Annotated in this window: 11 protein-coding genes; 7 read left to right on the top strand and 4 right to left on the bottom strand. The window is 65.8% G+C overall.

All coding sequences use genetic code 11. The features are described from left to right. The first annotated feature begins 113 nt into the window (after positions 1 to 113). Positions 114 to 1,229 (top strand): helix-turn-helix transcriptional regulator, encoded by a 1,116-nt coding sequence (locus QX108_RS14130; RefSeq protein ID WP_315799585.1) that lies wholly within the window; start codon positions 114 to 116, stop codon positions 1,227 to 1,229. An 801-nt stretch (positions 1,230 to 2,030) separates the two neighbouring features. Here the strand turns inward: QX108_RS14130 and QX108_RS14125 are convergent. Further along, positions 2,031 to 3,623, bottom strand: a complete 1,593-nt coding sequence (locus tag QX108_RS14125) for an ATP-binding protein (protein WP_409998517.1) — start codon at positions 3,621 to 3,623, stop codon at positions 2,031 to 2,033. Between the two features lie 243 nt (positions 3,624 to 3,866). Here QX108_RS14125 and QX108_RS14120 point away from each other — a divergent pair, with 243 nt between their 5' ends. Further along, positions 3,867 to 5,996, top strand: a complete 2,130-nt coding sequence (locus QX108_RS14120; protein WP_315799438.1) for a phosphocholine-specific phospholipase C — start codon at positions 3,867 to 3,869, stop codon at positions 5,994 to 5,996. 48 nt (positions 5,997 to 6,044) lie between these two features. Here the strand turns inward: QX108_RS14120 and QX108_RS14115 are convergent, their stop codons facing one another. Beyond that, positions 6,045 to 7,556 (bottom strand): ATP-binding protein, encoded by a 1,512-nt coding sequence (locus QX108_RS14115; RefSeq protein ID WP_315799437.1) that lies wholly within the window; start codon positions 7,554 to 7,556, stop codon positions 6,045 to 6,047. Between the two features lie 228 nt (positions 7,557 to 7,784). Between QX108_RS14115 and QX108_RS14110 the strand changes: the two genes are divergently transcribed. Together QX108_RS14110 and QX108_RS14105 are read left to right on the top strand one after the other, a co-directional pair. After that, entirely contained in the window at positions 7,785 to 9,263 is a 1,479-nt protein-coding gene (locus QX108_RS14110; RefSeq protein ID WP_315799436.1) for a sensor histidine kinase, read from the top strand. Further along, the gene (locus QX108_RS14105) at positions 9,256 to 9,630 is read left to right on the top strand and encodes a response regulator (RefSeq protein WP_315725583.1); all 375 of its coding nucleotides are present in this window, start codon (positions 9,256 to 9,258) and stop codon (positions 9,628 to 9,630) included. The genes QX108_RS14110 and QX108_RS14105 overlap by 8 nt, the downstream gene beginning before the upstream one ends. Before the next feature lie 43 nt (positions 9,631 to 9,673). Here the strand turns inward: QX108_RS14105 and QX108_RS14100 are convergent, their stop codons facing one another. Beyond that, positions 9,674 to 10,516 carry an AAA family ATPase gene (locus tag QX108_RS14100; RefSeq protein WP_008964954.1) on the bottom strand — a complete coding sequence of 281 codons (843 nt, stop codon included), beginning with the start codon at positions 10,514 to 10,516 and terminating at the stop codon, positions 9,674 to 9,676. 98 nt (positions 10,517 to 10,614) lie between these two features. After that, positions 10,615 to 10,860, bottom strand: coding sequence for a GlsB/YeaQ/YmgE family stress response membrane protein (locus QX108_RS14095; RefSeq protein WP_172111121.1), 246 nt, complete (start codon positions 10,858 to 10,860; stop codon positions 10,615 to 10,617). 117 nt (positions 10,861 to 10,977) lie between these two features. On the opposite strand from QX108_RS14095, the gene QX108_RS14090 reads away from it, so the two are divergent. The 3 genes from QX108_RS14090 to sseA all read left to right on the top strand — a co-directional run bounded on the left by QX108_RS14090 (position 10,978) and on the right by sseA (position 13,640). After that, positions 10,978 to 12,153: a vWA domain-containing protein gene (locus QX108_RS14090; RefSeq protein ID WP_172179547.1), complete on the top strand. Its 1,176-nt coding sequence runs from the start codon at positions 10,978 to 10,980 to the stop codon at positions 12,151 to 12,153. Between the two features lie 107 nt (positions 12,154 to 12,260). Then, positions 12,261 to 12,674: a rhodanese-like domain-containing protein gene (locus QX108_RS14085; protein WP_172111120.1), complete on the top strand. Its 414-nt coding sequence runs from the start codon at positions 12,261 to 12,263 to the stop codon at positions 12,672 to 12,674. 108 nt (positions 12,675 to 12,782) lie between these two features. After that, complete coding sequence (gene sseA, locus QX108_RS14080) at positions 12,783 to 13,640, top strand: 3-mercaptopyruvate sulfurtransferase (protein ID WP_172111119.1); 858 nt, start codon at positions 12,783 to 12,785, stop codon at positions 13,638 to 13,640. Positions 13,641 to 13,644 lie beyond the last annotated feature (4 nt).

Below are 13,644 nucleotides of genomic sequence, written 5' to 3'. Positions count from 1 at the left end.
GCGTCGCGTGCGCCCGGATGGATCGAGTGTCGCAGGGCCGGCTTGCCTTAGGTCAATTTCGAGATTGTCGTTGCAGCTATGCTCCATGACGATTGGATGCTATCGGCTTGGACATGCCAGGGAAGGAAATTGCCGAAATCATCGCGTTGCCGAGGGTGTTTCTGGATAGCCTCGGCATCGGCATCTCGATCGTCGACAGTTCGACGGGACATATCCTGTTTGCGAATGCCGAATGCTGCCGGATCCTCGGATACCCGCTGGAGCAACTCAGGACCGGCGAACTGACCTTCATCGATCTGACCCATCCGGAGGATCGGGAGGGCAACCGGCTGCAGCACGACAAGCTGGTCACAGGCGAGGTCGCGAGCTATCAGCTCGACAAGCGCTACCTTCGTCAGGACGGAAGCGTCGTGTGGGGGCGCGTGATCGTCAACCCGATCAGAGACGCCAGCGGCCGCATGAAATGGTTCTGCGCCGTGGTCGAGGACATCACGGCGACCAAGATCCTGGAGCAACAGCTTGCAGCCGCGGAGAAGCTTGCTGGGCTGTCGACCTTCAACCTGATCGTCGACACGGACGATTCCAAGGGAGAGTTTCCGTCGGCGCCGTCATCGTCGGTGCGCGACATGTTGTGCCGCGTGCATCCGGAGGATCGAAACGGGCTCGAGCAGGCGATCGGTCGCGCGATCATGAAGCGAACCGGCTACACGCGCGACTACAGGGTTCTGACCAAAGATGGTGCGATGCGCTGGGTCCGCGGCATGGCGACCTCCGTCTACAGCCCGTCCGACGGACGAACCCGCCTCGTCGGCGCGACGATTGACGTCACCACCGATCATCTCGGTGGCGAGAACCACATGCCCGAGTCCATTCGCAACATCCTGGATCACATCGAGACGCACTGGGATCAGAAGATCTCGATCGAGCAGCTTGCGGCGCGCTACGGCGTCAGCCCCCGCACGGTCTACCAGTACTTTGCGAAGAACGGCATGTCCCTGGCCGAGAAGATCAAGCTGACACGCATGCAACATGCGCGCCGCATGCTGTACGATGCGAAAGCAGGGGATACGGTGACTTCTATCGCCTTGCGATGCTGCTTCAGCAATCCGGGGCATTTCGCCAGGGAGTATCGAAAGATCTATGGTGAGACGCCATCGGAAAGCCTGAGGCAGGCGTCATTGCGGCCGGCGTCGCACGACGATCCAACCATTGCTCCATCGATCCGTTAGGCGCCAGCCGGCCTTCACGAGGGCACGTCCGGAGGAGCACTGGCCGGATGTGCCCGACGGGCAATCCTCGCATGCGCGCCATGCGCCGATTGCCCGTCGTGTTAGTTTGTCGCGGACCGATCCCTTGCGTCGTCGGGCAAATCAGGTCGATTGTTCCGGCCAACCCGCCTCGTGCAGAGGGACGTACGCGTCGTCACGAACGTTGAGGTGGGCTGCGATGGACGTGACGGCTGCGCGGGACGAGCGTAGTCGGCACGGACGGCGAAGTCGTGTGGTCCTGGCCTCTCGACGCTGAGGTCAAGTCTGCGTTGTTGCTTATGGGCACGCGCGGGCGATGGGGGCAAGAAAGCCGATCCCCAGGGAGAGCACGAAGGACACCGTAAAGCCATCGCGCGGGGAAGGCCGGGTCTGTCCGGCTGTACCTGTGGTACCTGCCGCCTGCATTCTTTTGAGCAGGCGGGCCACGGGCCTCAGCCGAGGTCCGGCCTTCCTCGCGCCCTCTCATTGTTCAAGAGGGACAAGACGGATGCATCACCCGGGCTTTGTGGGCCGCGGGAAGGCGATGCTTTGTCCCAATGCCTGCCATGTGATGGAAGGCGCCGACCAGGATCTCCACTGTCGTCCCGGCCTTGCGCCGGGACCCATAACCCCAGGGTGATGTTTGAGGCACGGCGGTGGATACAGCTCTCCCAGCCACGACCGACTGTGGCTATGGGTCCCGGCGCAAGGCCGGGACGACACCGAATGCGACGCCCGAGCCGGGCAAACGAGACATCGATCGACGCCGCCGTCGCGGCTAGCCTACGCTTCCAGCGCCGTCCTGATCATGCGCGCGAGATCGGCGCTGACATATGGCTTCGCGAGCAGCAGCACGTCGGCATCGAGGCGGCCGTGATGCACGATCGCATTCTCGGTGTAGCCCGACGTGTACAGCACCTTCAGGCCTGGACGCCGCCGCTCGGCCTCGATGGCGAGCTGGCGGCCGTTCATGCCGCCGGGAATGATGACGTCGGTGAACAACAGGTCGATGCGCTCCTTCGCGTCGATCAGCGCGAGGCCTTCCGCGGCGTTGCTCGCGGCGAGCGTGCGATAGCCGAGCCGGCGCACCTGGGCGACGACGTAGTCGCGCACCAGCGCGTCGTCCTCGACGATCAGGATGGTTTCGTCCGCGCGCGCCATCGCCGGCCGCGTCGTGTCCGCGACGACCGCCTCCGGCGCGCTGGTGGCACGCGGCAGATACAGCTTCACCGTGGTGCCGTGACCTTGCTCGCTGTAGATCTTGACGTGGCCGTTGGACTGCTTGACGAAGCCATAGACCATGCTCAGCCCGAGGCCCGAGCCCTTGCCGACGTCCTTGGTGGTGAAGAACGGCTCGAACACCTTGTCGATCAACTGGGCCGCAATGCCCTCGCCGGTGTCGCTGACCGCGATCAGGACATAGCTGCCGGGTTTGGCTTCGCGGTTCAATTGCGCATAGTCGTCGTCGAGCGTGACGTTCTTGGTCTCCAGCGTGAGCTTGCCGCCGTCGGGCATGGCGTCGCGCGCATTGAGCGCGAGGTTGAGGATCGCGGTCGAGAGCTGGCTCGGATCGATCAGCGCCGGCGCGCTGTCGTGGCTGAGCATCGATTCGATCTCGATCTGCTCGCCCAGCGTCGGCCGCAGCAGGCGCGCCGCGTCGACCACGAGCGCGTTGATGTCGGTGGCGCGCGGCTGCAGCGGCTGGCGGCGCGAGAAGGCGAGGAGGTGCCGGGTCAGGTCGGCGCCGCGCTCGGCTGCGGCGCTGATCATGCTGGCGATGCCGGCGAGCTGCGGCTTGTCCTTGACCGCATCGGCGAGGATCTCGATCGTGCCGGTGATGACCGTCAGGATGTTGTTGAAGTCGTGCGCGACGCCGCCGGTGAGCTGGCCGATCGCCTCCATCTTCTGCGCCTGGCGGACCTGGGCCTCGTTCGCCTCGATCTCCTGGAACCGCTGCACCATCGCCTCGGCGGCGCGGCGTTGCCGGATCTCTTCCTCCAATCGTTCGTAGGCCTTCTGCAGCACGATGCGCGTCGGCAGCACCAGGATCTGGCGCAGCATCCTCACCATGGCCACGATGACCACGACCGAGATCACGGCGAGAAGCGCATAGACGAGGCTCTCGACTCTCGCGTCCGACATCCAGAGATCGAGGATCGCGAGCAGACGCGTCAGGCCGAACAGCGCCACGAACACCCCGAGCGCGGCCAGGGCGCCGCGGAACATGACCTCCTTCCAGCGCCGCCACAGGTACAGAGCGATGACGGTGGAGATCGTGAAGAAGGCGCACGCGATGATCGCGTTGGACACGACATACAGCCAGAACCATCCCGGCGCCTCCGGCAGGCCGGCCGCTTGCACCGTCAATGTCGGCATTTGCAAACCATCCTCAACAATGCACCGCGTCGCCCCCGAGGCCAGCCCGGCCTCGCGTCGTCTCAAACCGAAAGGATCATTCAGCTTTTCACCTCCGGCGCAAGGGCAATGGCGCCTCGGCGGAATGCCGTTCCCGGGGCTGCTGTCAAACCCGTGCCACACATCCTTAACCCCCCGGTCACGCGGCTGTTAACGCCGCCACCTAAGCCGCTCGACACCGTCATCACCTGTGGAGTGAACGAGATGTCGAACACGATCGCGCACAACCGGCGCGAGTTCTTGCGCCTGCTCGGAGCCTCGGCTGCAACCGCAGCTCTCAGTCAGAGCATCGAGCGCGCGCATGCCATTCCCGCCTTCCATCGGCATGGCAGCATCAAGGACGTCGAGCACATCGTGGTGCTGATGCAGGAGAACCGCGCTTTCGATCATTACTTCGGCGCGATGCGCGGCGTGCGCGGCTTCAACGACCCGCGCGCCGTGAAGCTGCCGAACGGCAATCCGGTCTGGCAGCAGCCGAACGGCACCGGATCGGTGATGCCGTTCCGCGTCGACAACGCCGGTCAGGTCTATGTCGAGGACGTGGCGCACGGCTGGAACGACGGCCAGAAGGCCTGGAACAACGGCAATTACGACAAGTGGATCGCCAACAAGGGCACCACGACGATGACCTGCATGAACCGGCAGGACCTGCCCTGGCACTACGCGCTCGCCGATGCGTTCACGGTGTGCGACCAGTACTTCTGCTCGGTCATGGGGCCGACTGATCCCAACCGCTATTATCTGTGGACCGGCTGGGACGGCAACGACGGTAAGAATGGCGGCCCGGTCATCACCAATGCCGAGGCCGGCTACGACTGGACCACGTTCCCGGAGCGGCTGGAGAAGGCCGGCATCTCCTGGAAGGTCTATCAGGATATCGGCGTCGGCCTCACCGCGGCCGGCTACTGGGGCTGGACCGAGAATCCGTGGATCGGCAATTACGGCGACAACTCGCTGCTCTACTTCCATCAATACCAGAACTCGCAGCCGGGCAGCCCGCTGTACGAGAAGGCGCTGCGCGGCAGCAACATCGCCAAGGGCGGCACCTTCGACAACCTGTTCGACGGCCTGCGCAACGACGTGCGCAACGGCACGCTGCCGCAGGTGTCGTGGATCGCAGCCCCCGAGGCGTTCAGCGAGCATCCGAACTGGCTGCCCGGACCAGGCGCCTGGTACATTTCCAAGGTGCTCGACATCCTGACGTCGAATCCGGAGCTGTGGAGCAAGACCGCGCTGATCATCAACTACGACGAAGGCGGCGGCTTCTTCGACCATGTCGTCGGTCCGTATCCGGCGATGTCGCAGGCCTGGGGCCAGTCGACCGTCGACGTCAGCACGGACCTGTTCGCCGGCGACGGCAGCCACTTGGCCGGTCCCTACGGTCTCGGCGTGCGCGTGCCGATGCTGGTGGTGTCGCCGTGGTCGCGCGGCGGCTTCGTGTGCTCCGAAGTGTTCGACCACACCTCGGTGATCCGCTTCATCGAGCGCCGCTTCCATCACAAGGCGCCGGATCTGTTCGAGACCAACATTCCGGCGTGGCGGCGCGCGGTGTGCGGCGATCTCACCTCGGCGTTCAACTTCACCTCGCCGAACGAAGGCATGGCGCCGCTGCCGAGCACGGCCGGCTACAAGCCGCCGGTGGCCGACATCACTTCGGGCGCGCGCTTCGACGACTATCATCCGGTGCCGCCGGCCAAGCAGGTGTTGCCGCAGCAGGAGCCCGGGATTCGCCCGGCACGCGCGCTGCCGTATGACCTCCGCGTCGACGGCGATGCGGATGCGGCGCGCAAAAAGTTCGGGATCCGCTTCGTCAATCCTGGGCAGGCGGGCGTCTGCTTCCACGTCCGCTCCGGCAACACCGCGACCGGACCGTGGAGCTACACGGTCGAGGCGGGCAAGTCGCTGAACGGCGTCTGGGACCTTGCCGCCGGCGCCGGCCAGTATGACCTGTCGGTGTACGGCCCGAACGGCTTCTACCGCCGCTTCAAGGGCGGCGTCGTCTCGACGTCGGCGCTGGTCGACGTCGACACCGTTCACATGTGCGACTGGGATGAAGGCGACGACGCCCGTAGCCTCGCGGTGGCGCTCACCAACAAGGGCGCGAGCTGCGTGGTGACGCTGACCGACAACTACACCGGACGCAGCGACCGGCATCGCCTGCAGCGCGGCCAGCGCCTGGAGACCAAGGTGCGGCTGCGCCAGACCCATGGCTGGTACGACCTGACGGTGACGGCGGACAGCGACGCCAATTTCAATTGGCAGCTCGCGGGCCACGTCGAGAACGGCCGGCCCAGCATCAGCGATCCGGCGATGGGCAAGATCGCCGCGAGCTGATCGCGGACAATATGAACGCGACGCGCCCGGAGCGATCCGGGCGCGTCGTCAGGACGAAGAGGTGACGAGCGATTGATCGGCGTCGTCGGCGTTGGGATCACCGGGCGCGGTGGCCCAGGCGAGTTCGACCAGGGTGACGATGCGGCGGCCGGCGCCGTCGAGCTGGCAGACGATCAGGCCCTGGTCCTCGATATAGGTCAGCAGCCGCTGCGCCCGGCGCAGCGAATGCGAGCCGTAGGCGCGCGCGATCGCGGCATCGCTCGGGCAGGGACGGCCGTCCTTGGCGGCGCGGGCGAGCATCATGAACACGCCCTGCATGTCCTCAGGGAGCAGCGAGGCGCGCAAGGTGACGTCCTGCCAGCCGGCATCGTCGGAGGTCGCGTCGTTGCCGAGCCCGGCGCGGGCGCGGGTGAGCATGCGGCGGAATTCGTTGAGGTCGGGCACCGCCGTGCCCAGCCCCTCGATGCGGCAGCGGACGACGAATTCCTGATAGAGCACGCCGACGGCGCGGAAACCGGCGTCGGGCTCGGCCAGCACGGCGCGCAGCACGCGCTCGACGCGGGCGCGGCGCTCGGCGAGCTCCTCTTCGCTGACCTCAGGCGGCGGCGGCTCGGGACGAAACTCCAGCGCGGCGGACTTGGCCGCCATGAGCTGGTCGAGCAGCTCGGGCTGCGGCTTGCGCTGCGGCCGCGGGTTGGTCTCGGGCGGCGGCGCGGCAAGGATGACCGAGCGGGCGTCCTCGAGCGAGGCCTCCGGCAGCGGCATCAGCCGCGGCGTCGCATTGCGCGGCTTGGTGTCGGTCGGACCGATGCGCAGGCCAAGGGGCCGGCGCGACAGCGCGGGTCCCAGCGCCATGAACTGGCCGCGCTCGAGGTCGCGGAAGGCCTCCGCCTGGCGGCGCTCCATGCCGAGCAGGTCGGCGGCGCGGGCCATGTCGATGTCGAGGAAGGTGCGGCCCATCAGGAAGTTCGAAGCCTCGGCCGCGACGTTCTTGGCCAGCTTCGCCAACCTTTGTGTCGCGATCACCCCCGCCAGACCGCGCTTGCGGCCGCGGCACATCAGATTGGTCATGGCGCCGAGCGAGGCCTTGCGGGCCTCGTCCGAGACTTCGCCGGCGACGGCCGGGGCGAACAGCTGGGCTTCGTCGACCACGACCAGCATCGGATACCAATGGTCGCGCGAGATCTCGAACAGGCCGTTGAGAAACGCCGCCGCCCGCCGCATCTGGTTCTCGGCGTCGAGACCTTCGAGATTGAGCACGGTCGAGACGCGATGGATTCGCGCCCGCTCGCCGGCGACCTGCAGGGCCCGCTCGGTGTGGTCCTCGGCCTCGATGACGAGATGGCCGAATCGCTCCGCGAGCGTAACGAAGTCGCCCTCGGGGTCGATGATGGTCTGCTGCACCCAGGGCGCGCTCTGCTCCAGCAGCCGCCGCAACAGATGCGACTTGCCGGAGCCGGAATTGCCCTGCACGAGCAGCCGCGTCGCCAGGAGTTCTTCGAGGTCGAGCGCCGCAGGCGATCCCGCCGCCGTCTGCCCCATCTCGATTGCAACGGTCATGTGCCCCGACTCAAACGCGCTTCCCGCAGAGGCTGGCGCTTAACAAGCCCGGACCGATGCGTCGAGCCTTCGTGCGGGCTTGTCCCAGATTCACCATCGGCTGTGGATGATTTCGGCAGGGAACTTCGAGGCTGCGGCGGGGCGGTCGAAGCCGCGGTCGACAGGAAACGCCCGGCGCTTGGCGCATGCTCGGGTTTCACGATACGATGCCGAAAAAAGGGGCAGCAAGTGAACGAGCATTCGGACGCCGTGCGCGCGGACACGCAGATGCTCGCGCCCCAGGCCGACGTCCTGCAGGGCGCCGATGCGATGGCGCGACTGCGCGCCAGCGAGGAGCGTTTCCGCGCCTTCGTGACCGCGAGCTTCGATGTCGTCTATTGCATGAGCCCGGACTGGAGCGAGATGCGCTTTCTCCGAGGCAAGGATTTCATTGCCGATACGATGACCCCGAGCCGGCGCTGGCTTGCGAAGTACATCCCTTCCGAAGACCAGCCGCAGGTGCTGGACGCCGTCGGCAGGGCCATTGCGACGAAGAGCGTGTTCGAGCTGGAGCACCGTGTCATCAGGGTCGACGGTACGCTCGGCTGGGCGCATTCGCGTGCCGTTCCCATGCTCGACGGCAACGGCGAGATCGTCGAGTGGTTCGGAGCGGCGCGCGACGTCACCGAGCAGAAGCTGGCCGAGCACGAGTTGCGCAAGAGCGAGGAGAGGCTGCGGAGTGCGGTCGAGGTCGGGCGGCTCGGCCTGTGGGACTGGAACGTCGCAACCGGCGAGGTCTACTGGTCGGACGAGCACTTCCGCCTGGAAGGCTATGGTGTCGGAGAGGTGAACCCGAGCTACGAGGCCTGGACGGCGCGTATTCATCCGGAGGATCGTGCCGGGACCGAGGCAGCGCTGCGCCGGGCGATGGAGGCCGGCGAGGAATATGTCCGCGAATTTCGCGTTGTGCATCCGGACGGTTCAATCCGCTATTTGTATGGTCGCGGGCGCTTCTTCTACGACGCCGCCGAACAGCCGATCCGCATGACCGGCGCGATGCTCGATGTCACCGAGCGGCGGGAGTGGGAGGAGCGGCAGAAGGTGCTGGTGGCCGAGCTGCAGCATCGCACGCGCAACCTGTTGGGCGTGGTCCGCTCGATGGCCGACAAGACGGCGCGCGCCAGCACCGATCTGGCCGATTTCCGCGCCCGCTACCGGGATCGGCTGGATACGCTGTCGCGCGTGCAGGGGCTCTTGTCGCGCCTGAACGAGCATGACCGGGTCACCTTCGACGACCTGATCCGCAGCGAGCTGTCCGCGGTTGCCGGCGTCTCCGAGCGCGTGGAGCTCGCCGGCCCATCGGGTGTACGGCTGCGGTCGTCGACGGTGCAGACGCTCGCCATGGCGCTGCATGAGCTCGCCACCAACGCGCTCAAATACGGTGCGCTGGGGCAACCGTCCGGTCGTCTCACGGTAACCTGGTCGCTCGAGCGTCATGGGGCGGAAGACAAGCCCTGGCTGCATATCGATTGGCGGGAGAGCGGCGTCGACATGCCGCCGCCCGGCGCGGAACCCGCCGGTACGGGGCAGGGGAGGGAGCTGATCGAGCAGGCCCTGCCGTATCAGCTCAGCGCCAAGACGTCGTACAATCTCGCGCCTGATGGCGTCTGCTGCACGATTTCGATTCCCGTCTCACTCACCACGCTGGAGCTCGATGAGCATGCCTGAACGCTCGCTGCGCGACCGCCATATCCTCGTCGTCGAGGACGAATACATGCTGGCCGACGAGCTGCGTTGCGCTCTCGGCGACGCCGGCGGCACGGTGCTCGGTCCGGTCGGAACCGTTCCCGATGCGCTCGCCTTGATCAGGCGCGAGGGACGGATCGAAGGCGCCGTCCTCGACGTCAATCTGCGCGGCGAGATGGCGTTTCCGGTGGCGGATCTGCTGGTCGCACGCGGCGTGCCCTTCGTGTTCACGACGGGCTATGACGAATCCATCATCCCGGAGCGCTTCTCGCACATCCTGCGTTGCGAGAAGCCGATTGCCGTCGATGGCATCGTCGGCGTGCTCGGGCGCATGGTCGTCGGGCGTTGAGGGCGGCCCCGGCATGTGGCTCGTCCCGCCAAGCCGCGACGTCTCACACCTCTCTGCGGCTGAGGAAGGCGAGGCGCTCGAACAGATGCACGTCCTGCTCGTTCTTGAGCAGCGCGCCGTGCAGCGGCGGGATCAGCTTGCGCGGATCGCGCTCGCGCAGCTGCTCGGGGCCGATGTCCTCGTTGAGCAGCAGCTTGAGCCAGTCGAGCAGCTCCGAGGTCGAGGGCTTCTTCTTCAGGCCGGGCACGTCGCGCACCTCGAAGAAGATCCGCAGGGCTTCCTCGACCAGCCGCTTCTTGATGTTCGGGAAGTGCACGTCGACGATGCGGCCCATCGTGTCGGCATCGGGGAACTTGATGTAGTGGAAGAAGCAGCGGCGCAGGAACGCGTCCGGCAGCTCCTTCTCGTTGTTCGAGGTGATGATGACGATCGGGCGCAGCTTCGCCTTGATGGTCTCGTTGGTCTCGTAGACGTGGAATTCCATCCGGTCGAGCTCGAGCAGCAGGTCGTTCGGAAACTCGATGTCGGCCTTGTCGATCTCGTCGATCAGCAGCACCGGACGCTGCTCGGCCGTGAAGGCCTCCCACAGCTTGCCGCGCTTGATGTAGTTCTTGATGTCGGAGACCCTGGAGTCGCCGAGCTGGCTGTCGCGCAGGCGGGAGACGGCGTCGTATTCGTAGAGGCCCTGCTGCGCCTTGGTGGTCGACTTGATGTGCCAGGTCAGCAGCGGCGCGTTGACGGCTTTCGCGACCTCCTCGGCCAGCACGGTCTTGCCGGTCCCGGGCTCGCCCTTCACCAGGAGCGGGCGTTCGAGCACGATCGCCGCGTTGACGGCCACCTTCAGATCATCGGTGGCGACGTAGTCCTGGGTGCCGGTAAATTTCATCGCGCCTCGCTTGTCGATCGAACTTGTGTTGAGTGGCTACGCAGCGGCGACCGCCGCTGCGGCTTTGAGATGATGGCTGCCATTGGAAGGGGAAATAATCAAGCGCGCCGGATCACGGCCAGGATCACGAGCACGATGACGGCACCGATCGTGGCGTCCAGGATCGCGCCCAGCGTGCCACTGGCCAGCGCGATGTGCAGCGCCGGCAGGACATAGCTTGCGACCAGCGCGCCGATGATGCCGACAACAATGTTGCCGATCAGGCCAAAACCGGCGCCGCGAACGATCAGGCCGGCCAGCCAGCCAGCAATGGCGCCAATGATGATGGCGACGATAAGACTCATAGGAAGCCCCCATTCAGAACTCTGTTCCATGGATTGTAGAGCAAAAAGGCGGCCGGTCCAGTACGCCCGGTTCCGACAGGCCTTGACGGGCGGAGAGGGGCGGGCAATCTAATGGGCATGTTCCTGCAATTCTTCACAGCACTGCGCGACGCGCAGGTCCCGGTCTCCTTGCGTGAATATCTCACGCTGATGGAGGCGATCGATGCCGATCTCGCCGAGCATTCGGTCGAGAACTTCTACTATCTGTCGCGCACGGCGCTGGTGAAGGACGAGCGCAATCTCGACAAGTTCGATCGCGTGTTCGGCACCGTGTTCAAGGGATTGGAAAATCTCCTGGATGCGATGGAGAAGGCCGAGATCCCCGAGGAATGGCTGCGGAAGCTCGCCGAGAAGTATCTGACCGAGGAAGAGAAGAAAGAGATCGAGGCCATGGGCTGGGACAAGCTCATGGAGACCTTGAAGAAGCGGCTGGAAGAGCAGAAGGGCCGGCACCAGGGCGGCAGCAAGTGGATCGGCACCGCCGGCACCTCGCCGTTCGGCGCCTATGGCTACAATCCCGAAGGCGTCCGTATCGGACAGGAGAAGAACCGCAACAATCGCGCCGTGAAGGTGTGGGACCGTCGCGAGTTCAAGGATCTCGACGGCAATGTCGAGCTCGGCATCCGCAACATCAAGGTGGCGCTGCGCCGCCTGCGCAAGTTCGCCCGCACCGGCGCGCCGGACGAGCTCGATCTGGACACCACGATCCGCGAGACCGCCAATCACGGCTATCTCGACGTGCACATGCGGCCCGAGCGGCGCAATGCGGTGAAGGTGCTGGTGTTCTTCGACATCGGCGGCTCGATGGACTCGCACGTCGCCCAGGTCGAGGAATTGTTCTCGGCCGCCAAGAGCGAATTCAAGCACATGGAATATTTCTACTTCCACAACTGCCTCTACGAAGGCGTGTGGAAGCAGAACAAGCGGCGCTTCACCGATCGCACGCCGACCTGGGACGTGCTTCACAAATATCCGCACGACTACAAGGTCGTGTTCGTCGGCGACGCGTCGATGTCGCCTTACGAGATCATGGTGCCCGGCGGCTCGGTCGAGCATGTCAACGAGGAGCCGGGCTCGGTCTGGCTGGACCGCGTGATCCGCACCTATCCGCATACGGTGTGGCTCAACCCGGTGGCGCAGAAGCACTGGGACTATTCCGAATCCACCACCATCATCCGCCGCCTCTTCTCCGAGCGCATGTATCCGATCACGATCGAGGGGCTGGAGTCGGCGATGAAGGAGCTGGTGCGCTAGAACGGTCCTTCATTCCGGGGCGGTCGCGACAGCGACCGAACCCGGAATGACGGCGAATGTGACGGCGTGCCAGATGCCAAGAGGACGCGCCAGAAGGAAACGAGAGAATGCCCCAGACCATCACCCGCGGCATCAAGGCGCTGCTCGACGAAGCCAATGCCGAGATCGAGACGCTCTCGGCGGCTGACGCGATCGAGGCGGCAAAGCGCGAGGATGTCGTGATCGTCGACATCCGCGACCCGCGCGAGATCGAGCGCGAGGGCAGGATTCCCGGTGCATTCTCCTGCACCCGCGGCATGCTGGAGTTCTGGATCGATCCGCAGAGCCCCTACGCCAAGCCGATCTTTCAGGCGGACAAGAGGTTCATCTTCCACTGCGCCGGCGGCCTGCGCTCGGCGCTCGCCGCCAAGACCGCGCAGGACATGGGCCTGACACCGGTCGCCCATATCGGCGGCGGCTTCGCCGCCTGGCGCGAGGCCGGCGGACCGGTCGAAGCGTGGGCGCCGAAGAAGAAGGATTGAACCTGATCGTCACACGCAGGCTTGACCCGCGTGTCCATCGCTTGAAGAAGATGGACCGCCGGACCAAAGCCGGCGATGAGGCAATGAAGCGATCCTTGGAGCCAGGCCATGACCACCCCAAACGACCCTCTCGTCTCGACGGACTGGCTCGCGGCGCATCTCGGCGACCCCAAGATCAAGGTGGTCGACGCGACGTTCAAGATGCCCGGCGTGCTGCCGCTGCCGAAGGATGATTACCTGAAGGCGCACATTCCCGGCGCCGTGTTCTTCGACGTCGATGAGGTCTCGGATCATTCCAACCCGCTGCCGCACATGTATCCGAGCGCCGAGCAGTTCGGCCGCGATGCCGCCCGGCTCGGCATCAGCAATGGCGATACGGTGGTGGTCTATGATTCAGGCGGCTGGGTCGCCGCGCCCCGCGCCTGGTGGATGTTCCTGTCGTTCGGCCACAAAGACATTCGCGTGCTCGATGGCGGCCTGAAGAAGTGGACCGCCGAGGGGCGGCCGGTCGACGGCGGCCAAGTGACGCCGGCGCTCGGCAGCTATGGCGCGAGCTTCGACGCCGCGCGCGTGCGCAGGATCGAGCAGATGGTCGCGAATCTCGCCGGCAATGCCGAGCAGGTGATCGACGCGCGGCAGGCGCCGCGCTTCGCCGGCGAGGTGGCGGAGCCCCGGCCCGGCCTGCGGTCCGGCCACATCCCCGGCAGCCGCAACCTGCCTTACGCGGAGCTGTTCGACGCCGCGACCGGCGTGATGAAGCCGCTCGAGGAGCTGCGCAAGGCGTTCGGCGCAGTCGGGGTCGATCTGGCAAAGCCGATCGTGACCTCCTGCGGCTCCGGCGTGTCGGCAGCCGTGCTGACGCTGGCGCTCTATCGCCTCGGCATCCGCGACACCGCGCTGTACGACGGCTCCTGGTCGGAATGGGGGGTCGAAAACGGCCCGCCGGTGGCGACGGGCCCCGCTTGAGCGG

It is taken from the genome of Bradyrhizobium sp. SZCCHNR1002, from assembly GCF_032381435.1.
GTDB classification, from domain to species: domain Bacteria; phylum Pseudomonadota; class Alphaproteobacteria; order Rhizobiales; family Xanthobacteraceae; genus Bradyrhizobium; species Bradyrhizobium aeschynomenes.
Note: the sequence above shows the minus strand (reverse complement) of the source record. Positions and strands in the feature narration are given on the sequence as shown.